Here is a 22,726-nt window from a genome sequence, read left to right as displayed (position 1 = left end):
GCATCATGGCGGAGGCCGGACCGATCGAGACCGCTCGCGCGCTGTATGCGGCGTTGGCCAGTGGTGACCGTGAGGTGCTGAAGAACGTCCTGCATCCCAGCTTCCGTGGCCACGTAACGGAGGGGCTCCCGTTCGGCCTCGGCGGAGACTACTCCGACGCGGCAGACATGCGGCGGAATTTCTGGGGTGGCATCGCCAAGGAATATTCGGCGGCGGCCCGCCCGGAAGAATTCGTCGGGCTCGAGGACGGACGGCTCTACGTGGCGGGAAGGTATGTCGGCACCGGTAGGTCGACGGGTGCCACCCTGGACGCGGAGTTCGTACACGTGCTGACCTTCGTCGACGGCAAAGTCTCGAAACTGGTGCAGCTGACCGACTCACAACGCTGGCACGAGGCAGTCGATCGAACAGCGCGGGGCGAACGGCAGCTGACGACCATCCGATATCGCGTCGAACAGTCGGTTGCGCGCATCACCCTCGATCGGCCCGAACAGCGCAACGCCATCGATCTCGCCCTGGCCGAGGACACGCTCGAAGTGGCCCGACGGTGCGCGGCGGATCCGACCGTGCGAGCGGTGCTCATCGAAGGATCGGGAACCAACCTCACTGTCGGCGGCGACATCACCTATTTCGTCGACGGCGACCCCGAGCAGATCGGACCGCTGCTGCGGCGGATGACCGGCCCGTTCCACGAAGCGTTCCGGCTGTTCAGCATGCTCGATGTACCCATCGTGACTGCTGCGCAAGGTGCCGTTGCCGGCGGCGGTCTCGGCTTCGTGTTCGCCGCCGACTTCGTGCTTGCGGCTCCGAACGCGCATTTCTCGACGGCGTTCGCAGCGATCGGATTGTCCGGCGACGGGGGCGGAAGCTGGTACCTGCCCCGGCTCGTCGGACCACGGCGTGCCGCGAAGATGTTCTTCCAGAACTACCGGGTAGGAGCCGAAGAGGCGGTGGAGTGGGGGCTGGTGACCGAGGTCGTCGACGCCGACCGGCTGGCCGACACGGCCTTCTCGCTTGCAGTATCGCTTGCGTCGGGCCCCACTCGAGCCTTCGGGAAGATGCGCCGACTACTTCGCGAATCGTCGACCAACACCCTGTCCGAGCACTTGCTCGACGAAATCGACGCTCTTGCGATCACCGGCGGGACGTCCGATGCGCGAGGTGCCATCGCCGCGTTCGTCGGTAAGCAAGCACCACAATTCGAAGGTCGCTGACCGTACCCGAAGAGGGGCGGTGAGCCGAGTGAAAGGAAATACGATGAAGGTCGTCGTCGATCGAACGAAGTGCACCGGATTGGGCATCTGCGAATCCCTGGCACCTGCCTTTTTCGAGGTGGATGATTCCGGTGATCTGCTCGCGCTCAAGGAGGACATCGAGCCCGACGAGTTGGCCGAGGTCGAGGAAGCCATTGCCGGCTGCCCCACCGAAGCCTTGCGAATCGAGCACTGACCGTGTTGGACACCCCCGGCAAGGTCACCGTCACATGACCGGTGTGTCGGCCGACAGCAGGCATCTGGTTGTCGTCGGTGCCTCGCTGGCCGGACTCAGAGCGGTCGAGAGTGCGCGGAAAGCCGGATTCGAAGGCACGATCACCCTGATCGGTGCCGAGAAACATCTTCCGTACGACCGGCCGCCGCTGTCCAAGGCATATCTCGAACCCGGTGTCGACGGGTCGAGCCCGGACGTCCCCTTCTTTCGTACTCCCGAGACCTTCGCCGACGAACTCGACGTGACGATGCTGCTCGGCAACCCGGCCACCGGGTTGAGTATCGAGGAAAGAACTGTGCAGGTGGGGGATTCGGATATCCCGTTCGATCTGCTGATCATCGCGACCGGGGCCCAGGCGCGAGCTCTGTCCGGTACCGAACATCTCGACGGAGTGCACGGACTACGCACCATCGACGATGCGATCGCCGTTCGGGCTGCACTGGATTCGGGTGCTCGGACAGTCGTCATCGGCGCGGGATTCATCGGGTCCGAGGTGGCCTCCAACGCCAACAAGCGTGGTATCCCCGTCACCGTCGTCGAGGCGCTGGCGACTCCGCTCGTGCGCGCGATCGGACCGTCGATGGGTCCGGCGATCGCGTCGCTGCACAACCGTAACGGCACCGAATTGCGGTGTGGAGTCGGAGTGGACCGCGTCGAAGGGAACGGCCGGGTCGAGCGGGTCGTGTTGGCCGACGGAACCGTGCTCCCGGCAGAACTGGTGATCGTCGGCATCGGCACCGTTCCTGCCACCGGGTGGCTCGAAGGCTCGGGATTGACCCTGGACAACGGGGTCCTGTGCGACGAGACGCTGTTCACCGGAATTCCCGGCATCTACGCAGCCGGTGACGTGGCCAACTGGCGCAACCCACTCTTCGACCGCCACCAGCGGCTCGAACACTGGACAAGCGCGGCGGAGCAGGGTGCTGCTGCGGCCAGAAACGCACTGGATCCGGCGGCGGCCAAGCCGTACTCGACGGTCCCGTACTTCTGGTCGGACTGGTACGACAGCCGCATCCAATTCGTCGGAATCACCGATGCCGACGAGGTTGTCCTGGTGGAGGGTGATGTCGACGTCCCCGGCAAGTGGGTGGCGCTCTACCGCAAAGGCGAGACCGTCGTCGGCGCACTCACCGTCAACGGACAGGCGGACATCATGAAGTACCGCGTGCTCATCTCGAAGAAGACGGACTGGTCGGCAGCGTTGGAGTTCGCGGAGAAGCGCAAACTGATCGCGGCGGCGAAAGTCTGACCGTGACGAGGCCGGCGACTCGCTCCGGTCAGATCGCGGTCTGACCGGAGCGGCGACGGGGCCGTGCCGGTGCGGCTGTCTTGCGCGGCGCTGCAGCAGCAGTCGACGTGGTTTTGGGAGACAAGCCGGCCGAGACGATGGACTGGGCGGTGGCGACCACGGTGTCGAGGGAGCCCCGGCGTGGGTTCCACCATTCGGCCGCCCAGTTCAATGCTCCGATGACGAGCATCCGCGCCATCTTCACATCGAGGTCGTCGCGAATCTGGCCCTCGTCTGCAGCGTCCTTGAACAGCTTCTGCCAGATCTTGCCGTACTTGGCCTCTTCGGCCACCTGCCGCGCTCGGATCGACTCGGGAAGCTGACCGGCATTGCGAATCGACGCGGTCGTGTAATCCGAGATCTCGAGTTCGTGTCGCAGGTGTGCCTCCACCGCCACCAGAATGCGGTCCATCGGACTCGACGCGGGATCGACCGCGTCCAACACTGCGAGCACGTGCCGGCGCATGTCGGCGATGCCGACCCACATCACTTCCTCGATGAGTTCTTCGCGCGAGGGGAAGTAGTAGTAGATGGCCGGTGCCTGAAGTTCCGCGTATTCCGCGACATCGGTCAGCCGCGTTCCCGCATACCCCTTGATGCTGAGCACATGAGCAGCCGCGTCCAGGATGCGGCCGCGAGTCCGTGCGGATTTCGATTCGGGCAGTTCGCCCTCGTCGGTGAGTTTCGCGGTCGCTTTTCGTGCCATGGTCCGACTATAGATGTGCCGGGCACAATTCACGGTTCCGACCGATGTTGCAGCACTGGATATGGTGCACTGTTCGAACCTGACTTCGAAAGCACGGAACGAGAAGAATGCCTCCGCGGAACGACGCTGCTACCCGGCCCGTCACGGCGCGCGGGCGGGCGCGACGAGAACAGATCACCGCCGTCGCGGCCGAGCTGTTCCATCAGCGTGGCTACGAGGACGTGACACTCGCGGAAGTTGCTCGACGAGTGGATCTCACGGCACCTGCTCTGTACCGGCACTTCTCGTCCAAGGAACAGCTGCTGATGGCGGCGGTGGTGTCGACCCTCGGACCCGCCGAGTCGGTGTTGCGGCAGTACGCCGATCGCGACGTCTCCCATCTCGTCGCGCCGATGATCGACGTCGCGCTCGAGCGACGTGAGATCTGGACTCTGGTGCAGCGCGAAGTTCGACATCTGGATGCCGACGACAGACGTGTGATCGAGGGCCGCTACGCGATGATCGTGCATACCGTGACCGCATCGGTCTCCGCCTCGTACGCGGACCTCTCCCCCGAGAACTGTCATCTGATCGCCTGCGCGATGCTCTCGGTTGCGGGCAGTCCATCGACCGACCCGGTGGACATGGATCTGTCCCGCTACAGAGAAGCGCTCGAGAACATCGAATTCGCACTGCTGTCCTTCGACCTTCGCCGGACTCCGGCGCGCCGTGACGGTGTCGGGGCTCTCGGCGATGGTGCTCGCCCTGGCTCCGATGAGGGCAGGACCGGGTCGAGGGTCACGGCCGTCGAGGACGCGGCCGTCGGACTGTTCTACCGGGTCGGTTACGCCGCGGTGACCGTGGACGACATCGGAGCCGCGGCCGGAATCACGGGTCCGAGTGTCTACCACTACGTCTCGTCCAAATCGGAGCTGCTGGTCGACGTCCTGTTCAGGGCGGTGACGATGGTGGCCGACGGTGCGCGCACGGCTCTGGCGCAGGCTGGGACGCCCGACGAGAAGCTGCGGGTGCTGGTGCGCAGCTATTGCGCAGTAGCTGCCGCGAACCGAGAGTTGTTCGGGGTCTACATCACCGAAGCCGGAAACGTGCCTCTCGGAGACGCTCGTCGGCTCCGTGAGTCGATGGCACGAGATGTCGATCGGTGGGTCGAGGCAGTCATGCGATCGAGGCCGGGACTCGACGTGAACGACGCACGCGTTCGTGTCTTCGCGGCCCGCCGCGTGGTGACCGACATGGTCCGGCTCGAGCGAACCGACGAGGATCGTCTGGCCCACGTCACCGAGTTGCTGGCGCTCACCGTTCTTCAGGAGTCCTGAAACCGACCGAAGGTTTAATTTATCCAAGAATAAAGTTAATGAGCGTTAGGCCTTGCACATCGGCCGACGCTTGTGACAGGCTTCACAGGCGCGAGCGGCCCGCGGGGAAGCCGGTTCGTCGCCGCTGCCGGACAGGCAGGGTGCGCTGCGGGCAGGAAGCGAAATGCGTCCGCGGACAACCGACGTAGGAATCGAGAGGGGACCGGCTTGTCGTGAGTTCTGAATGCAAAGTAAAAAACGTCATAGAACAGGCTGCCGTCGGAGCCCCACGTCAGATCGGTAACTTCTACGCGACCGCGCTCGACGTGTTTCGCTTGATGTTCAAGCCGCCGTTCCACTTTCGTGAATTCGTGCAACAGGCGTGGTTCATCGCCAGTGTCTCGATCGTCCCGACTCTGTTGATGGCGATTCCCTTCTGCGTCATCGTGGTCTTCCAGATCAACCTCCTGCTCACCGAAATCGGCGCTGTCGACTTCTCCGGTGCAGGAGCAGGATTGGCCGTGGTTCGCGAGATCGGACCGGTCGTGACCGTGCTGGTGGTGGCCGGAGCCGGTGCAACCGCCATCTGCGCCGACCTGGGATCGAGGAAGATTCGCGAGGAACTCGACGCGATGGAAGTACTCGGCATCGATCCCGTTCATCGCCTCGTCGTTCCACGAGTACTCGCCTCCATGGTCGTGGCTCTCTTCCTGAACGGTCTGGTGACCACTGTCGGGCTGGTCGGCGGCTACACGTTCGCGGTGTTCCTGCAGGGTGCGACACCAGGACAATTCATCACCAGCATTCCGGTGCTCACCAGTTTCGGCGATCTGATCGTCAGTGAACTCAAGGCTGCAGTGTTCGGACTACTCGCCGGGTTGGTTGCCTGCCACCTGGGTCTTCGTGCCAAAGGCGGACCGAAGGGCGTCGGTGACGCTGTCAACCAAACGGTCGTGTTCAGCTTCGTGCTGCTGTTCCTCGCGAACTCGATCATCACGACCATCTCACTTCAGTTGAAGTAGTCAGGAAGGCCGAGCGTGTTCGATTCGTTGACGAAATCCGGAGCAGGCGGATCCCGTTTTGCTCGCGGAGTACTGCGCACGACGCGAAAGCCCCAGGATGCCTTGGTCGGACTGGGTCAGCAGGTGCATTTTCATCTCCGCAGTTTCCTGTGGATCCGACGCACCATCGTGCACTATCGCAAGGAAGTCGTCCGACTCATCGCCGAGGTCTCACTCGGGACAGGCGCTCTGGCCGTGATCGGCGGAAGCGTCGTGGTCATCGGTTTCCTCACTGCGGCAGCGGGATACGAGGTCGGTCAGCAGGGAACGAAGACTCTCGGCAACGTGGGCATTGCCGCGCTCGCCGGGTTCGTCTCGGCATTCATCAATACCCGCGAGGCCATTCCCGTGGTGACCGGAGTGGCGTTGACTGCCACGGTCGGTGCCGGATTCACTGCACAACTGGGTGCCATGCGAGTCAGCGAGGAGATCGACGCACTCGAATCGATGTCGGTGCCGTCCATGCCGTATCTGGTGACGACGCGCATCATCGCCGGCTTCGTGGCGGTGATCCCGCTCTACGCGATCGCGCTCATCATGGGTTATCTCGCAACACAATTGGTCACCGTGGTGCTGGCAGGTGAGTCGAGTGGCACCTACGCCCACTACTTCAACGTCTTCCTCGTGCCCAGCGACGTGCTCTGGTCGCTGCTGAAAGTCCTTGCCATGGCGCTCATCGTGATGTCGGTCCACTGCTACCACGGGTACAACGCCAGCGGCGGCCCGGCAGGCGTCGGTGTGGCAGTGGGGCGCGCGGTCCGAACGTCGCTGATCGCCATCATGCTCGTCGACCTCCTGATCGGTATCGCCGTGTTCGGCGGCCCTGCGTCCAACGTTCGGATTTCGGGATGACGCGCACGCGGACGCGCCCAGCGGGCCAGGTGTCCCCGTCCGTGTATCTGGTACTCGGGGCGGTGCTGATCGTGGCCGTGGTGGCGTTGGCCTGGCTGTCCACTGCGTTCTACCGTGGTCTGTTCACCACAACCGAGGCGATCACGCTCGAACTCGACCGATCCGGCCTTCTCATGGATCCGGGGTCGGATGTGAAGCTGCGAGGGGTGGTGATCGGCTCCGTCGACACAGTCGAATATCGGGACGGGAGCGCCGTTCTCACCCTCGCGATCACGCCCGACGAACTTCGCAAGGTCCCGTCGAACGTCGCTGTGCATCTCGAACCGACCACGGTCTTCGGTCGCAAGTTCGTCACTCTCGAGATGCCGGCCGACCCGTCGCCGTCCTCGCTGCGTCCGGGGTCGACCATCGACGGCGGCTCCGTCACCGTCGAAGTCAACGACGTGTTCGCGAAACTGGTGTCGTTGCTCGACGTCGTGGACCCGCAGAAGGTCAATGCGACTCTGAGTGCAGTGGCGACCGCCCTCGACGGTAGGGGCGAGCAGGCAGGCACTCTGCTCACCGATCTCGACCGGTACCTCGCACAGTTCAACGGCAGCATCCCCACACTGCAACGCGACATCCCGAAAAGTGCCGACAACCTCGATACCTTCGCCGACGCAACACCCGAATTCCTCTCTCTCGCTGCGAATGTCAGCACGAGCAGCGACACCGTGGTCGACAAGCAGGCGCAGCTCACTGCATTCCTGGTCAGCTTCACCGCATTGGGCAACACGGGCGACGACTTCTTCCGGAACGTAAAGGAACCGATGATCTCAGCACTGTCCGCACTGAGGCCGACCACGGCTCTGTTGGCGAGGTACTCACCACAGACCGTGTGCTTCTTCCAAGGTATGAGCCAGAACGTTCCGCGGCTCGAGCAGGTGATCGGTGGAACGAAGCCGGGACTGAACGTGCAGTCCACCATCATCGTCGGCCAGCCCGAGTACACCTACCCGAACAACCTGCCTCTGGTCGGTCTCGACGACGGACCCAACTGCCGGAGCACTCCCGTCGACTACAGCGATCCACTGCCTCCGCACGTGCAGTTCCACGACGGCAGCGAGGCCTACACACGAGAGTTCACCGCCGGTGAACTCGCCGACTCCCCGTTGCTGAAACTGTTGTACGGGCCGACCTTCATCTTCGGCCGATGACCGCCAGAGCTCCGGGCCTGAAGTTGATCGTGTTCATGATCATCACGGCGCTCACGACCGCGCTTCTGGCAACGGTGGTCGGAAACATGAGATTCGGACCGACTCGGACGTTCGTGGGGGTGTTCGCGGACGCGTCGGGAATCGTGTCGGGCGAGGACGTCAAGCTCGCCGGGGTCCCGGTGGGCAAGGTGAATTCGGTCGACCTCGCGATGGACGGCTCGAACGTCGTCAGCAAGGTCTCGTTCACGGTGGACCGCGCGATCGTCTTGACCTCGGGCACCACACTGGCGATCAAGTTCAAGAATCTCATCGGTGATCGATACCTCGAAGTGTCCCAGGGCCCAGGCAGTCTCGACGCCCTTCCCGACGAATCGACGGTGCCCCTGGACAAGACCCAGGCGGCCCTCGATCTGGACGAACTCGTCAACGGCTTCAAGCCGCTGCTGCAGGGGCTCAGTCCCGAGGACACGAACATGTTCACGTCCTCACTCGTCCAAGTGCTCAACGGACAGTCGCAGGTCATCGGTTCGTTGGTGCAGCAGATCGGTTCGCTCACCGGAACCTTGGCGGACAAGGACGAGGTGATCGGCCGAGTGATCACGAACCTGAACAACGTGTTGGTCACCGTCGACAGCAGGCGCGGACAGTTCTCGTCGATGATCGATCGACTGCAGAAGATAGTCACAGGACTGTCCGATGACCGGGTGCGCGTGACAGACGCGATCACGAACGTCGATGCGGTGACCGCGACGCTGTCGTCCGTCCTGATTGAATCCAGACCCTCTCTGCAACAGGACATCACGCAGCTGGGCGCATTGTCGTCGAACTTGAACGCCAGTAGCGACACGTTGAACATGGTGCTCGGCCAGCTTCCCCAGGCGTACAAGTTGCTCGGCCGTGGCACCTACGGCAGCTTCTTCAACTTCTACCTCTGCGGTGTGGCAATCAAGTTCAGTGACCAGCTCACCACCCCCATGGCCGTATCGCCGACGCAGAGGTGCCAGCAATGATCGAGGGGTACCAGCAATGAAGCCGTTCCGAGACAGGAACCCGGTCCCCATCGGGATCGCAGGAACAGTGGGCATAGTTCTCGCGCTCGTCGTTGCCTTCAACTTCGACTCGCTCCAGTTCCTGAACGGAAGCAACACCTACACAGCGGAGTTCGTCGATGCCTCGGGTCTGCACACGGGAGACGACGTGCAGATCAGCGGTGTCAAGGTCGGAAAGGTATCCGACATCGGACTCGACGACGGCGTCGTCGAGGTCGAGTTCTCGGCGACGACGACCGACGTGGTTCTCGGCGACCGAACCGAGGCCGCCATCAAGGTCCAGACCGCGCTGGGACGACGCTATCTCGATCTGGAGCCGGCCGGTTCCGACGTGCTGCGGCCGGGCTCGACCATTCCACGTGAGCGCACGCGCGCCAGCTTCGACGTCAGTACCTCGTTGTCGGATCTGACCCGAACGGTCACGGACACCGATGTGCCGGACCTGTCGGGAACCTTGGACACCGCCGGTCAGGTCTTCGATCGACTGCCCGCCGATCTGCGCGGATCACTCGAGGGCGTGAACCGGCTCTCGCAGACGGTCTCGTCCCGAAACGACGAGCTGCACTCACTGTTCGAGCACGCCGACGGAGTGACCGGCGTACTCGCCGAGCGCAATACTCAACTCTCGCAACTCTTCACCGATGGCCAAGCATTGTTCACCTCGTTGAACGAGCGGTCGGACACCGTGCACTCGCTGCTACTGAACATTCGATCGGTATCGGCACAGTTGACGGCGACCGTGTCGGAGAACCGTGAGCAGATCGGGCCGACACTCGACCAGCTGAACAAGATCGCGCAGCTACTGCAGAACAACTACGACAACCTGAACCAGAGCTTGACCAGGGCTGCCCCGTTCGTACGGCAACTGGGCGAGTCGGTGGCGTCCGGTCCCTACTTCCAGGTGATCATCCAGAACCTCGTCCCCACCGATCTACGTGGTCAGCTCCCCAACAGCTTCGGAGGAGAGCGATGAAGCGCGCGAGTCGATGGATGCCCGCCACCGGACCTCTCGTGATAGGTCTGGTCGTGTGCGCTCTACTCGCATCGGTGGCGATCGTGGCCGTGGGACATATGTCGAAGATCAGCGTCACCGCCGATTTCACCAACTCGGTCGGGCTGTACGAGGGAGACCCGGTCACCATAGCCGGTGTCCCGGTCGGAACTGTCGACGCGATCACTCCCCAGGGCGCAACCGTTCGTGTGCACCTGACGTTCGACAGCGCGTACGACGTGCCCGCCGATGCGAGCGCAGCGATCGTCGCCCCGACGCTCGTGACAGGACGTTACGTTCAACTGGCTCCGACGTATTCGGGTGGGCCGACGTTGAGCGACGGCGCCGCCATTCCCGTCGAGCGCACCGCTGTTCCGGTGGAGTTCGACCAACTGAAGGACCAGCTCTCGCAGTTGACGGCAGATCTCGGCCCGGAAGGTCTCAACGCGGACGGTTCGGTCAACGAGCTGCTGGCCTCGTCGGCAGACGCGCTGTCCGGCAACGGCTCCACACTGGGAGAAACGGTGCGAAGCCTGTCCGAGGCGACGACCACGTTGAACGACAGCGGCGAGGACATCTTCGCTACGGTCCGCAATCTGCAGGCTTTCGTCTCCGCGCTCTCGGCCAACGACGAACAAGTCGATCGTTTCGTTCGGCAGTTGGCGGACCTGTCGACTCTGTTGAACAACAACAGAACCGAATTCGATGCAGCACTGCAGGAGCTGGTTCCGGCGATGGAGCAGGTGCGCACGTTCGTGGCGGACAACAAGGACCAGTTGAGTACCGATGTCACCCAGTTGGTCGACATCACACAGCTTCTGGTCAATCGTGAGGACGACATCGCCGAGCTGCTGCACGTGGCACCGACAGCATTGTCCAACCTGTACAACATCTGGGATCCGTCGGCCAATTCACTGACCGGGGCATTGGCGGTGCCGGATCGGGTCGACCCGCTCAACTTCATCTGCGGACTGCTCACGACCGTGGGAGCACCCCAGAATCAATGTGCCGACATCGCAGCTCAACTCGGTGGTGTGGCTGCGTACGCGGCTCCACCGGCACCGGCCGCGGACAGCCCCGAAGAAGGTGAACGCTGATGAACACGCGTGTACGCGGCGTCGCCGCTGCGGCAACACTGGCTGCCATGGGGGCGGTCACGGGATGCTCGTTCGACGGCCTCAATTCCTTTGCGCTTCCCGGCAACTCGACCGGGGGAGAGCCGGTGTTCACGATCGAGGTCGAGATGGCGGACGTGCAGAACCTGGTCGGTAACTCCGAGGTGAAGGCGGGCAACGTCACGATCGGAACCGTTCGATCGGTTCGGGTCGATTCCTCGATCGCAGTACTGACCGTCGATCTTCGGCAGGATGCGCACCTCGGCTCGAACTCCACGGCGACGCTGGCGCAGAAGAGCCTGCTCGGTGCGCAGTACCTGGAGCTCGCCACGCCGGCGGGGCAGGAGACCGTCGGGCAGCTGCGCGACGGTGACGTCATCCCGCTGTCGCGGACCAGCCGCTTTCCGGAAACCGAAGCGGTGCTGTCCACGCTCTCGCTGTTGCTCAACGGTGGTGGACTGCAGCAGATCAGAACGATCACCCGAGAATCCAACGCTGCGCTCGGTGGCAACGAGGAAGAGATCAACGCTCTCTTCGGCCGGGTGGCCACCTTCGTCGACGGTCTCGATTCGCAGCGTCAGGACATCGTCAGAGCGATCGACTCACTCGACCGGCTCAGCGGTGAACTCGCTTCTCAGACGGGCACCATCGACCGGGCGGTGACGTCGATACAACCGGCGCTCGAGGTGCTCGACGACCAGCAGCAGTTGCTGCGCGACATGCTCGGGTCGGTGGGATCGGCGGCCGCAGTGGCGAACGAGGCACTCGACGCGAGCAAGGACGATCTGACCGCCAACCTGGCCAACCTGGCTCCCACGTTGACCGAACTGGCTGCGACCGGCTCCACACTGGCCAATTCGTTGATCATTGCAGGCACGATTCCGTTCCCGGTCACGACGGCCGCCAACACGATTCGCGGTGACTACATCAACCTGTTCATGAATCTCGACATCTCGATTCCGACTCTGCAGAACGACGTACTCGGCAGCATTCCCGACCCGGCCTCGTTGCTCGGAATACGAACGGCCACCGGTGCCGTCGACCCGTTGCTCGCTCCCGTGGGCGGAGGGGAACCGCGATGACCAAGTTCGTTCGTGCCCAGTTGGTGGTGTTTCTGGTCCTGACCGTGGTGAGCCTGTCGTACGTCACCTACAACTACCTCGGACTCAAACGGGTCACCGGGATCGGGACCTATACCGTCGAGGCCCATTTCGTCGATGCGGCGGGGCTGTACGAGAACGCGATCGTGACGTATCGCGGCATCGACGTCGGGTTGGTCCGCAGCGTCTCGGTCACGCCGACCGATGTGGTTGCCGAGCTCCAGATCGACTCGGAGTATTCGATCCCGGCGTCGTCTGCAGCCGCCGTCAAGAGCGTCTCCGCCATCGGCGAGCAGTATGTGGATTTCACACCGGAATCGGAGGACGGCCCGTTCCTGGTGGACGGATCCGAAGTCTCGGTCGACTCGACGTCGGTGCCGACCTCGACGGGAACGCTGCTGTCCAACGCCCAGGCTCTACTGGCGTCGGTTCCCGGCGAAGACCTGCGTACGACGATCGACGAATCGTTCGACGCCTTCAACGGTCTCGGGCCGGATCTGGCGCGGCTGCTCGACTCGTCGCAGTCGTTGGTCTCACTCGCGTTGGCGAACGTCGATCCCACGGTTCGCCTGATCGAGGACTCGGAACCGTTGCTGGACACCGGCATCGACGTTCGCCCACAGACGCTGTCCTCGGTGTCGGATCTGAACGGGTTCTCCGAGCAGTTGGTGGCGAACGACGCGCAGATCCGCGACACCCTCGACGTCGGTCCCGGCTTTGCCGACACGGTGAGCTCTGCGTTCACCCAACTCCAGCCGGCCCTACCGATGATGCTGGCGAACCTGCAGACCGTCGGTCAGGTTGCGCAGGTCAATCTCCCCGGGATCGAACACGTTCTGGTCGTCTACCCGGCACTGTCCTCGGCTGTGGGCAACGTGTTCCGCGAATTCCCGCTCGGGGGAGATCCCGATCGGGGTCAGGGTCCACTGGATGTCAAGCTCGGCAGTACACAGCGGCCCGCACCCTGCACGGAGGGGTTCGGTGGTATCGAGCGCCGCGACCCGTCCGACACCTCGCCCATGGACCCCGACACCAATGCGTATTGCACACTCCCTCAGGATGATCCGCGTGCGGTGCGCAGTGCGCGAAACCAGCCGTGTGCAACCGATCGGTCGGTGCGGACAGCAGAGGTGGCCAATTGCCCCCGCGGGCTGCCCTCGACCTGGGCCGAGATGTTGGCACGCCCGAACGGTGCCACCGGCCCCGGCCAGACCGTGCCTGCGCCCGTGGTCGCTCCGATCGCTCCGGCTGCGCCCGTTGCCGAGTCGGTACCGGCCGCAACGGAACCCACGACCGAAGCGGAGGAGGGAATGTTGGGGTTCCGTGACACGGGTGAATCGGTGCCGTACGACCCGTCCACGGGCAACTTCTTCGCTCCCGACGGAAAGATGTACACGCTCTCCGGCGTCGACGACACGAACAATGGAAAGGAGCTTCGAACATGGCAGGATCTGTGGTTGACCCCACTGAGGAAGTAGCGACACAGGATGAGCCGGTGGAGGATTCGAGTGCAGAGAGCACGTCCACCGCAGGCAACGGCGCCGGCCGACGGCTGACCGCGCTGTGCGCGGTGTTGCTCGTACTGTTCGTGAGTGCAGTGGCCGCGGCGGCGGTGTTCACCGTCCAGAGCCGCGACGGTCGTGAGGTCACCGCTCGCAACGACGCGGTGCTCAGCACTGCCCGCGCCGCTGCGGTCAATCTCGTCACGCTTCGATATTCGTCCGCTCGTGACGACCTGGACCGCATTCTGGCATCGACGACGGGTGATTTTCGGAACCAATTCTCCGATGTGTCCGGCAGTTTCGAGGAGGTGCTCGGTGACGGGCAGGTCGACTCGACGGGACAGGTGAACGAAGCAGGCGTCGTCACGTCGGACGAGAACGCCGCGACGGTGTTGGCGGCAGTGACGTCCACCGTGAAGAACACGGAAGCTCCCGATGGGGAGGAAAGGACGTATCGCATGAAGATCAGCCTGGAACACATCGACGAGTCCTGGCTCGTGTCGAACGTGGAGTTCGTCGCATGAGGCGTCCTGGGCGGTGGTCGCGACGAACCGCGAAGGTCACCGCGTCGATTCTCGGAGTGCTGACGGTCGGAGCGATCACAGGAGCGGCCTGGACCTGGTCCGAGGCGCGTACGGACGAGCAGATCAGTGCCGCACGGACAGCGGCGACGGCGGTTGCAGGCGAACAGGTTCCGCGTCTGCTCTCCTACACACCCGACACGGTCGATACTGCCTTGACCGACGCGTCCGATGCTCTCACCGGGGAGTTCAAGGACCAGTTCGGTGAGCTCTCGACGACGGTGATCGCTCCGACCTCCAAGGACAAGAGCGTGACGACCGACGCCACCGTGGTGGAGACCTCGATCGTCGACGTCGACGTCGATTCCGCGACCCTGCTCATGTTCGTCAACCAGACGACGACCACCACCGCGGATCCGGCACCCGCTCTTGCCGGCAGCAGAGTCGTCGTGGCACTGGTCGATACCGATCAGGGATGGAAGATCTCGGACCTGCACCCGGTGTGAGTCAGAGTGGGCGGTACGAGTCCGTCAGGCCGTCGGTGGTTCGGGAGACGTAGCCGCGCCATTCGAGGAGGTCTGCGTGCGCGACGGCTTCGAGGATCGCCGTCCACTGCTGGTTCGGGGCCAGTTCGGCCAAACCGATGTTGCGTCGTGTCCACTTCATGGCCGACGCGATGGCGAGTCCGGTCGATGCTCCGGCGTCGATCAGTTCGAGTACTTCACGTAGTCGGGCTTCGTGATGGTCGATCAATTCCTGAGCTCGCTCGTGAACGACCGGCTGCGGGATTCCGTGGGCCGGCATCATCTCGGCCGGAGCATGATCGACGAGCAGTCGAAGTGACGTCAGATAGGACCGTAGGGCCATCCGGTCCGGGGAGCGCTCGTAAGCGATCGACGGGGTGATCCGGGGCAGTACGTGATCGCCGCTGAACAACAGGTTGCTCGTCTTGTCGTGAAACACCAGGTGTCCGCGTGTATGTCCCGGTGTGGACAGTACTTTGACGACGGTTCCGGACAGTCGAAGGTTCTCGTCCCCGTCGAGGTACTGGGTCGGATGCCCGTACGCCGTGTGTTTCTCGGTGTCGGCAACCGGCGTGGCTTCGAGTCGTCTCGCATGTTCGTCCGCGCCTGCCCCGTCGAGCAATCCGACCTGGTTCGGGAATGCCCCGTCGAGTTCGGCCCACGCGCGAATGCTGTGTTGCTCGTTCCGTCCGAGCAGCAGGGTGGTTCTACGCTCTCGGTGCAGTGCGTATGCCTGGGTGTAGTGGTCCCAATGCGAGTGCGTGACAAGCATTGTCGAGACCTCGTCCATCGAGGAGCCGGCCTCTGTCAAAGCGGCGTTCAGCGACTTCTCGGTGTCCTCGGACACCCAACCCGGGTCGATCAGGGTGACTCCGTCGGTGCCCAACAGGGCGTAGCAGTTGACGCTCTTCAGTTCCGGTATCGGAAGGGGCAGAGGTATTCGCAGGACGTTGTCGGCCACGAATTCCCACTGGCCCACCTCGATCGGAGGTGTGGTGGTGGTGCACTCCGGTGCTCGAGTGGATCCATTCACGGCCGGTACTCCCTCGCTGGTGAAACGGGTCGGGCATTCTCATCGAATTTAACATGTGATAAAAAGTGTCGACGATGCGAGGTTCGCATCGATGGACGCCGTCGATCGGCCGGTGATCTCGAACATCAACTCGAATGCCAAGGAGAATCGACATGCCAGGAGTCAAGGACCGCGTCGTGGTCGTCACGGGAAGCGGCGGCGGACTGGGCCGCGAGTACGCATTGCTGTCGGCCGCGGAAGGCGCTCGGGTCGTCGTCAACGACCTCGGCGGATCCAAGGACGGTTCGGGACGCGGTTCGGCGATGGCGGACGACGTGGTCGCCGAAATCCGCGACGCGGGCGGTGAGGCGGTCGCCAACTACGACGACATCTCGACCACCGACGGTGCCCAGCGGGTGATCGATACTGCGATATCGACTTTCGGAGCGGTCCACGGGATCGTCAACAACGCCGGAATCCTCCGTGACGGGTCCTTTGCCAAGATGACCCCCGAATCGTGGGATGCCGTGATGAAGGTGCACCTGTACGGCAGCTTCAACATCACTCGCGCAGCGTGGCCGCACCTGAAGGAACAGGGATTCGGGCGAATCGTGATGGCCACCTCGACGAGTGGCTTGTTCGGGAACTTCGGTCAGGCCAACTACGGCGCCGCCAAAGCAGGGCTGGTCGGGTTGCTCAACACGCTGGCGATCGAGGGGGAGCGAAGCAACATTCTCGTCAACGCTGTCGCGCCGATGGCCGCAACCAGGATGACCGAAGGCATCGCTCCGCAGGACCTTCTGGACACGCTTCCGCCCGCCTTCGTGGCACCGGTGGTCGGATATCTGCTGACCGAGGAGTCGACCACCACGGGCTCGGTTTTCGTCGCGGGCGGCGGAGCGGTGTATCGGGTTGCTCAGTTCCAGAACGACGGCGTCAGGTTCGAGACGCCCCCGTCGGTCGGTGTCGTCGCCGAACGGTGGTCGGAGATCACCGATCTCAGCGGCGCGCGCGTGGGATCGAACCCTCTTGGCTGAGCATCCCGGACCCCTCTCGGGCATCCGGGTTCTCGAGATCGGGGGAATGGGACCTACCCCGTTCGCCGGAATGACTCTGGCGGACATGGGTGCCGAGGTCGTTCGGGTGGAACGTCCAGGCGGACTCGGAGTGTTCCCGGGAAAGCCGGAGCAGGACATCCTCAATCGAGGCAAACGCTCGGTCGGTCTGGACCTGAAGTCTCGCGATGCGGTCGATGCCGTGCTGACGATGGTGGAGCGTGCCGACATTCTGATCGAAGGTGGGCGGCCGGGTGTCGCCGAGCGGCTGGGAATCGGACCGAACGACTGTCACGCACGTAATCCCGCGCTGGTCTACGGCCGGATGACCGGTTGGGGTCAGGACGGTCCGCTGGCCACCAGCGCCGGACACGACATCGGCTACATCGCCATCACCGGCGCGCTCCACGCCATCGGTGATGCGGGCGGCCCTCCGCAGATTCCGCTGAACCTCGTCGGCGACTTCGGTGGCGGCAGTACCTATCTGGTGATGGGCGTCCTGGCGGCATTGCTGGAATCGAGGGTGACCGGGCGTGGTCGCGTGGTGGACGCGGCGATCGTCGACGGCACTGCGCACCTGCTGGCCGGCACCCACGCGCTGATGAACACCGGTACGTGGTCCGATACCCGCGGGGTGAACATGCTCGACGGCGGAGCGCCGTACTACGGGGTGTACGAGACCCGGGACGGCCGACACATGGCAGTCGGAGCCATCGAGCCGAAGTTCTATGCGCTGCTGCTCGACGGACTCGGCGTGACGGCACTGGACCCAGGTGCTCAGAACGACAGGAGCACCTGGGCGGCAACGGCATCGGTGATCGCGTCTGCGTTCATGACTCGGACGCAACGGGAATGGACGGCGGTGTTCGGCGGTACCGACGCGTGCGTGTCGCCCGTGCTGAGCATGCTGGAGGCGCTCGATCATCCGCACATCCGCGGCCGTGGTTCTGTGGTGCGGGACAACGGCCTGGTGCAGCCGATGCCTGCGCCGAGATTCTCGGGCATCGAACCGGCCGTCACGGCGGGGCCGCCCGCGGTCGGGCAGCATACCGAGGACGTACTACTGCAGTGGGGTGTCGATCCTGAGCCGTTGCTCGAGTCCGGAGCGGCCTTTCAGGGCTGAGGAGTCGACGGCGCATCCCGGCGGGCGGCGTCGAGCAGAAGTCGCAGTGACCATTCGAGGTCCGCGGCATCCTCGTCGTGCAACACCGATTGTTCGAACCCGGTGAGCATCGCGACCCCGGCGAGCGCGTAGCGGCGCGCGAGCTGCGGGTCCGACACGACGTGCTCGAACGCTTCTTCGGCGACGTCGTACCGCTGCAGGTCGACCGTTCGTTGAACGCGCGCCGCGGTGGGATCGACTGCGGCCCAGGCGCGGATGGCGGCCTCGGCACGGTGCGGGAGATTTCCGACTGCCTCTACGAGCATTCCCAACCGTTCGACCGGATCGCTGTGCGCCTGAGCGGTTTCGGCGATCCGCACGGTTCGTTCCTGATACCAGAAGTCGAGGAATTCGGTGCAGAAATCCTTCCACCCTCCGAAGCTGTGGTAGAACGCGCCGGTCGTGACACCGAGGGATTTGCACAGGGCGGCTTGCTTGAAGCCTCCGTAGCCGACCGTGGCCAACAGCACGAGGGCATGTTCGAAGAACGGCCGCTTCAGGTCGCCACCGGCTCGGGGCGGTGGCCCGGGCCGGTGCTCCGGGACGGATGTTCGTTCGTTCACCGTTCGATGATACGGGGCAGGCATCGTCCTGCCGGAACCTCGGCCGTCCGAGGCTTGCGTAATTCCGTAAGTCGAGTTATGTTCGTGTGACGCACCGCACAGGTGCGCCAAGGTGTGAGGGTTTCCGACTCGCTTGTCCAGAATCTGTTTCTAATAGAACAAAGATTAAAAGAGATGATTCTGGCGGTCTACCAGGAGGTTTAGCAGTGAGCTTCACAGACTCGAACGAGGTCAAGAAGTATCTCGGAGGAATCTTCGAGGCCGCGTTCGCAGACGCGGAGATCGGTCCCAAGCTGAGGGACACCGGCATCGTGCTCAAGACGATCTACACCGATCCGGAGTCGATCCTGGTCATCGACACCACGACCGGAGAGGTCACGGGCGGCGACGAATCGTCCGCCTCGACCGCGACCATGCGGATGTCCGCAGACACCGGCAACGCGTACTGGCAGGGGAAGGTCAACCTGCCGCTGGCCATGGCCAAGAGCAAGATCAAGGTCGAGGGCAACGTCGCGTCCCTGCTGAAGTTGGCACCGCTGGGCAAGAAGTTGTATCCGAGCTACGTCGCGGCCCTTCAGGCCGACGGCCGCGACGACCTGCTGGTCTGAAGGGGCTGAGAACAGACATGTATCCCGGCATCCATGCCAAGTCCAACCCGGACAAGCCGGCGGTCATCCTCGCAGGCAGCGGGCAGACCGTCACCTACGGCGAACTCGACCGGCGTTCGACCGTCCTCGCCTCCGCTATGCATCGCCTCGGTCTTCGGAAGGGTGACGGCATCGCGATCCTTGCCGACAACGCCGCAGAAGTATTCGAGATCTACTGGGCTGGAATGCAATCCGGTTTCTACATCACGCCGGTCAACAAGAATCTCGCAGCCGACGAGGTGGCGTACATCGTCACCGATTGTGATGCCAAGGTGCTGTTCGTGTCCGGTGCTCTCTCCGGATTGGGCGCAGACGTTCGCGCACTGTTGCCGACGCTGACGCACGCCTACGCATTCGGTGACGCGATCGAGGGTTACGAGTCCTACTCGGACCTGCTGAGCGAGGGCGGCATTCCGCTCGTCGATCGTCCGCGCGGCGCAGACATGATGTACTCCTCCGGCACCACCGGTCGGCCCAAGGGCATCCGCTCGGCGATGCTTCCGATCCAGGTCGATCAGCCGGGCGACCCGATCGTGGGACTGCTGGGCCACATGTTCAAGGTCGGCCCCGACGACGTGTACCTGCAACCGGCACCGATCTATCACGCAGCTCCGCTGAAGTGGTCCGGTGCCGTCCACGCGCTCGGCGGCACGGTCGTGATGATGGAGAAGTTCGATGCGGAGGGCGCGCTCGCGGCCATCGAGAAGTACGGCGCAACGATCGCGCAATTCGTTCCCACGATGTTCGTTCGCATGTTGCAGCTCCCCGAGGACGTGCGGACGCGCTACGGCCATTCCAGTCTTCGGCTGGCCGTTCACGCCGCGGCACCGTGTCCACCCGAAGTGAAGCAAGCGATGATCGATTGGTGGGGCCCGGTGCTGTTCGAGTACTACGGATCCACCGAGCAGAACGGCATGACGTTCGTGTCCTCGGCCGAGTGGCTGCGCAAGCCCGGATCGGTCGGTAAGGCGGTCGTCGGAGACCTCCACATCTGCGACGAGGAAGGCAACGAGTCGAATCCGGGTGACATCGGAACGGTCTACTTCGCGCGCGAGACCATGCCGTTCGTCTATCACAAGGACGAGAAGAAGACCGACGAAGCACGCCACCCGCATCATCCGACGTGGACGAGCGTCGGCGACCTCGGATACGTCGACGACGACGGTTACCTGTTCCTCACGGATCGAAAGTCGTTCGTGATCATCTCCGGCGGGGTCAACATCTACCCGCAGGAGATCGAGAACGTACTGGCCATGCACGACAAGATCTTCGATATCGCGGTCATCGGGGTCCCGGATGCGGAGATGGGCCAGTCGGTCAAGGCTGTCGTTCAACTCAAGCCGGGCGTCGAGCCGTCGGACGAGTTGGGGCAGGAGATCATCGAGTACGTGCGCGCCCGCATCGCTCGATTCAAGGCACCACGTTCGGTCGATTTCGTCGACGAACTGCCTCGCACACCCACCGGCAAATTGGTCAAGCGTGAATTGGAAAAGTCCTACCAGGTGCAAGGAGCGGTGTCGTCATGACGTCTGTCGTCGAAAGTCCTCGTAGGTCGTACGATCCGCTGTCCGTCTCGCACCTCGGTTTCTGGGCGTCGACTGCCGACGAACGCGAGAAGACGTTCTCGGTGCTCCGTCGGGAACGACCGATCAGCTGGCACCCTCCGCTCGAGGGTGGCCTCATGCCGCCGGAGAACGACGGTGTGTGGGTGTGTACCTCACACGAGTTGATTGCCGAGGTCAGCAAGCATCCGGAGCTGTTCTGCTCGGGACAGGGCTTCCAGTTCGAGGAAGTCCCGGACGACATCCTGGAGGCAGCTGGGTCGTTCCTCGGGATGGACTCGCCGCGCCACGGCGCTCTGCGCAAACTGGTCAGCGCAGCGTTCACCCCGAAGCAGGTCTCGAAGATCCACGATCAGATCAAGCGTCAGGCCGCCAGCATCGTCGACGACGTTCTGCAGACACCGTCGGGAGACTTCGTCACGCAGGTGTCCAAGCGTCTGCCGATGTGGACCATCTACGAAATGATGGGTCTCGACGACGAAGACAAACGCAACGAGGCTGCACACCATGCCGACGGAATGGTCTCGTGGGCGGACGAGGACGTCGCTGCCGGAAGAGAACCGGGTGAGGTACTCAACGACGCCCTCGTCAGTCTGTTGATGTTGGGAATGGACCTCGCCGCCGAGCGTCGGGCGCACCCGCGCAGCGACCTGATGACCAACCTGGTCAACGCCGAGGTCGATGGCAAGAAGTTGACGGACGAAGAGATCGGATCGTTCTTCGTGTTGTTGTCGGTCGCAGGAAACGACACGACGCGCAACACGATCAGCCTCACTCAGCGCGCATTGCAGCTGTATCCGGACCAGCGAGACTTCCTGCTCGGAGATTTCGACGGCCGAATCGGCACTGCGATCGAGGAATTCGTTCGCTACAACTCTCCGGTCATGACATTCCGGCGTACCGCCACCCAGGACACCGTGCTCGGTGGAGAGAACATTCGGGCAGGGGACTGGGTCGCGATGATCTACTCGTCGGGCAATCGAGACGAGAAGGTCTTCGATCGTCCGGACCTGTTCGATCTGTCGCGAAACCCCAACCCGCACCAAGGGTTCGGCGGTGGTGGCCCGCACTTCTGCATGGGAAATTTCGTGGCGAAGATGCAACTGCGCGAGATCTTCGATCAGCTGCTGCATCGCGCTCCCGGCCTCACCGTCGGCGAACCGACGTATTTGGCCGGCAACTTCGTCCACGCAGTGAAATCACTGCCGTACTCCCTCTAGCTTTTCGGAAGGTCAAGACATGTCAGAATTCGCGGGAAAGCGCTACGTCGTCACCGGTGCCGCATCAGGGATCGGCCATTGCGTGGCCGAGAAGCTTCTTGCCGAAGGTGCCGAGGTGTTCAGCCTCGATCGCAACACCCCGACCGCAGCGGTCACCGGGCACATCGAGGTGGATCTGGCGAATCCATCCAGCATCGATGCGGCCATCGAACAGCTCGACGGTACCTTCGACGCGCTGCTCAGCGTGGCCGGCGTCCCCGGAACCGCGCCTGCCGACACGGTTTTCGCGGTCAACTCGCTCGCGGTCCGGCACCTCACGGAATCGTTCCTCGATCGGCTTGGCGAGCAGGGCAACGTGGTCGTGGTCTCGTCCACGGCGGGCTTCGGTTGGCCACAGCGTCTCGAGACCATTCGTGAGGTTCTCGCCACCGACACCTTCGAGGAGGGTGCACAGTGGCTCAAGAGCAATCCGCAGCAGGGCAATGCCTACAACTGGTCGAAGGAAGTCACCACGGTCTACGTCATGTCCATGGGACTGGCATTGCACGAGATGGGATTTCGTATCAACGCCGTCCTGCCGGGCCCGGTGAACACGCCGATCCTGAAGGACTTCCGCGAGACCATGGGTGACGACACGATCGACGGACTCGAAACGATGCTCGGCAGGCACGCGAACCCGGAGGACATTGCGGATGTCGTTCTGTTCCTTGCCTCCGACTCCGCGAGGTGGGTCAACGGCGAGACGATCACGGTCGACGGCGGAACCGGTGGCGCGGTTCTGTCCGGCTCGGTGCCGGTACCGGAGTTCTGAGCCGAC

23 protein-coding genes are annotated in these 22,726 nt (G+C 63.4%); 20 read left to right on the top strand and 3 right to left on the bottom strand.

The annotated features are described in order from the left end of the window. Window positions 1–5: 5 nt before the first annotated feature. From ABZ677_RS18190 to ABZ677_RS18180, 3 genes are read left to right on the top strand one after another with little or no spacing between them, the layout of a single operon-like run. Window positions 6–1,214, top strand: a complete 1,209-nt coding sequence (locus tag ABZ677_RS18190) for an enoyl-CoA hydratase-related protein (RefSeq protein ID WP_358371793.1) — start codon at window positions 6–8, stop codon at window positions 1,212–1,214. Window positions 1,215–1,257: 43 nt separating this feature from the next. Further along, entirely contained in the window at window positions 1,258–1,449 is a 192-nt protein-coding gene (locus ABZ677_RS18185; RefSeq protein WP_032367183.1) for a ferredoxin, read from the top strand. Between the two features lie 34 nt (window positions 1,450–1,483). After that, window positions 1,484–2,737, top strand: coding sequence for an FAD-dependent oxidoreductase (locus ABZ677_RS18180; RefSeq protein WP_358371790.1), 1,254 nt, complete (start codon window positions 1,484–1,486; stop codon window positions 2,735–2,737). 28 nt (window positions 2,738–2,765) lie between these two features. On the opposite strand, the gene ABZ677_RS18175 is transcribed toward ABZ677_RS18180, so the two are convergent. Then, a complete protein-coding gene (locus ABZ677_RS18175; RefSeq protein ID WP_032367181.1) occupies window positions 2,766–3,482 on the bottom strand; it encodes a TetR/AcrR family transcriptional regulator in 717 nt (238 codons plus the stop codon). Between the two features lie 107 nt (window positions 3,483–3,589). Here ABZ677_RS18175 and ABZ677_RS18170 point away from each other — a divergent pair, with 107 nt between their 5' ends. The 11 genes from ABZ677_RS18170 to ABZ677_RS18120 all read left to right on the top strand — a co-directional run bounded on the left by ABZ677_RS18170 (window position 3,590) and on the right by ABZ677_RS18120 (window position 14,670). Continuing rightward, on the top strand, window positions 3,590–4,798 hold the full coding sequence (locus ABZ677_RS18170) for a helix-turn-helix domain-containing protein (protein ID WP_358371787.1): 1,209 nt from the start codon (window positions 3,590–3,592) through the stop codon (window positions 4,796–4,798). A gap of 317 nt (window positions 4,799–5,115) precedes the next feature. Beyond that, a complete protein-coding gene (locus ABZ677_RS18165) occupies window positions 5,116–5,799 on the top strand; it encodes an ABC transporter permease (RefSeq protein WP_094633173.1) in 684 nt (227 codons plus the stop codon). A gap of 72 nt (window positions 5,800–5,871) precedes the next feature. After that, window positions 5,872–6,690 carry an ABC transporter permease gene (locus ABZ677_RS18160; RefSeq protein WP_052048012.1) on the top strand — a complete coding sequence of 273 codons (819 nt, stop codon included), beginning with the start codon at window positions 5,872–5,874 and terminating at the stop codon, window positions 6,688–6,690. Then, window positions 6,687–7,886: an MCE family protein gene (locus ABZ677_RS18155; protein ID WP_358371785.1), complete on the top strand. Its 1,200-nt coding sequence runs from the start codon at window positions 6,687–6,689 to the stop codon at window positions 7,884–7,886. The genes ABZ677_RS18160 and ABZ677_RS18155 overlap by 4 nt, the downstream gene beginning before the upstream one ends. After that, the gene (locus tag ABZ677_RS18150) at window positions 7,883–8,896 is read left to right on the top strand and encodes an MCE family protein (RefSeq protein ID WP_358371782.1); all 1,014 of its coding nucleotides are present in this window, start codon (window positions 7,883–7,885) and stop codon (window positions 8,894–8,896) included. The genes ABZ677_RS18155 and ABZ677_RS18150 overlap by 4 nt, the downstream gene beginning before the upstream one ends. 16 nt (window positions 8,897–8,912) lie before the next feature. After that, window positions 8,913–9,908 (top strand): MCE family protein, encoded by a 996-nt coding sequence (locus tag ABZ677_RS18145; RefSeq protein ID WP_358371779.1) that lies wholly within the window; start codon window positions 8,913–8,915, stop codon window positions 9,906–9,908. Beyond that, window positions 9,905–11,023 (top strand): MCE family protein, encoded by a 1,119-nt coding sequence (locus ABZ677_RS18140; protein WP_358371776.1) that lies wholly within the window; start codon window positions 9,905–9,907, stop codon window positions 11,021–11,023. The genes ABZ677_RS18145 and ABZ677_RS18140 overlap by 4 nt, the downstream gene beginning before the upstream one ends. Continuing rightward, window positions 11,023–12,123, top strand: a complete 1,101-nt coding sequence (locus ABZ677_RS18135; protein ID WP_358371773.1) for an MCE family protein — start codon at window positions 11,023–11,025, stop codon at window positions 12,121–12,123. Before ABZ677_RS18140 ends, ABZ677_RS18135 begins: the two co-directional genes overlap by 1 nt. Next, window positions 12,120–13,619, top strand: coding sequence for an MlaD family protein (locus ABZ677_RS18130; protein ID WP_358371771.1), 1,500 nt, complete (start codon window positions 12,120–12,122; stop codon window positions 13,617–13,619). Before ABZ677_RS18135 ends, ABZ677_RS18130 begins: the two co-directional genes overlap by 4 nt. Window positions 13,620–13,636: 17 nt before the next feature. Next, window positions 13,637–14,167 carry a hypothetical protein gene (locus tag ABZ677_RS18125; protein WP_358371767.1) on the top strand — a complete coding sequence of 177 codons (531 nt, stop codon included), beginning with the start codon at window positions 13,637–13,639 and terminating at the stop codon, window positions 14,165–14,167. Then, on the top strand, window positions 14,164–14,670 hold the full coding sequence (locus tag ABZ677_RS18120; protein WP_358371764.1) for a hypothetical protein: 507 nt from the start codon (window positions 14,164–14,166) through the stop codon (window positions 14,668–14,670). Before ABZ677_RS18125 ends, ABZ677_RS18120 begins: the two co-directional genes overlap by 4 nt. A gap of 1 nt (window position 14,671) precedes the next feature. Here ABZ677_RS18120 and ABZ677_RS18115 read toward each other — a convergent pair whose 3' ends face one another. Next, a complete protein-coding gene (locus ABZ677_RS18115) occupies window positions 14,672–15,721 on the bottom strand; it encodes an MBL fold metallo-hydrolase (RefSeq protein ID WP_358371761.1) in 1,050 nt (349 codons plus the stop codon). Between the two features lie 152 nt (window positions 15,722–15,873). On the opposite strand from ABZ677_RS18115, the gene ABZ677_RS18110 reads away from it, so the two are divergent. After that, window positions 15,874–16,737, top strand: a complete 864-nt coding sequence (locus ABZ677_RS18110) for an SDR family NAD(P)-dependent oxidoreductase (RefSeq protein WP_037194368.1) — start codon at window positions 15,874–15,876, stop codon at window positions 16,735–16,737. Next, window positions 16,730–17,878 carry a CaiB/BaiF CoA-transferase family protein gene (locus tag ABZ677_RS18105; protein WP_032367171.1) on the top strand — a complete coding sequence of 383 codons (1,149 nt, stop codon included), beginning with the start codon at window positions 16,730–16,732 and terminating at the stop codon, window positions 17,876–17,878. Before ABZ677_RS18110 ends, ABZ677_RS18105 begins: the two co-directional genes overlap by 8 nt. On the opposite strand, the gene ABZ677_RS18100 is transcribed toward ABZ677_RS18105, so the two are convergent. Continuing rightward, window positions 17,869–18,480 (bottom strand): TetR/AcrR family transcriptional regulator, encoded by a 612-nt coding sequence (locus ABZ677_RS18100; RefSeq protein WP_052047992.1) that lies wholly within the window; start codon window positions 18,478–18,480, stop codon window positions 17,869–17,871. The two genes, ABZ677_RS18105 and ABZ677_RS18100, sit on opposite strands and share 10 nt — an antisense overlap. A 206-nt stretch (window positions 18,481–18,686) precedes the next feature. Between ABZ677_RS18100 and ABZ677_RS18095 the strand changes: the two genes are divergently transcribed. From ABZ677_RS18095 to ABZ677_RS18080, 4 genes are read left to right on the top strand one after another with little or no spacing between them, the layout of a single operon-like run. Further along, on the top strand, window positions 18,687–19,088 hold the full coding sequence (locus ABZ677_RS18095) for an SCP2 sterol-binding domain-containing protein (protein ID WP_032367170.1): 402 nt from the start codon (window positions 18,687–18,689) through the stop codon (window positions 19,086–19,088). Between the two features lie 17 nt (window positions 19,089–19,105). Continuing rightward, on the top strand, window positions 19,106–20,653 hold the full coding sequence (locus ABZ677_RS18090) for an acyl-CoA synthetase (protein WP_052073953.1): 1,548 nt from the start codon (window positions 19,106–19,108) through the stop codon (window positions 20,651–20,653). After that, the gene (locus tag ABZ677_RS18085; protein WP_358371756.1) at window positions 20,650–21,909 is read left to right on the top strand and encodes a cytochrome P450; all 1,260 of its coding nucleotides are present in this window, start codon (window positions 20,650–20,652) and stop codon (window positions 21,907–21,909) included. The genes ABZ677_RS18090 and ABZ677_RS18085 overlap by 4 nt, the downstream gene beginning before the upstream one ends. 19 nt (window positions 21,910–21,928) lie before the next feature. Continuing rightward, on the top strand, window positions 21,929–22,720 hold the full coding sequence (locus ABZ677_RS18080; protein WP_358371753.1) for a coniferyl-alcohol dehydrogenase: 792 nt from the start codon (window positions 21,929–21,931) through the stop codon (window positions 22,718–22,720). Window positions 22,721–22,726 lie beyond the last annotated feature (6 nt).

Source organism: Rhodococcus sp. NPDC006774 (genome assembly GCF_040636045.1).
GTDB lineage: Bacteria > Actinomycetota > Actinomycetes > Mycobacteriales > Mycobacteriaceae > Rhodococcoides.
The sequence above is the reverse complement of the archived record's forward strand: the minus strand, read 5'-3'. Positions and strand labels throughout refer to the sequence as shown.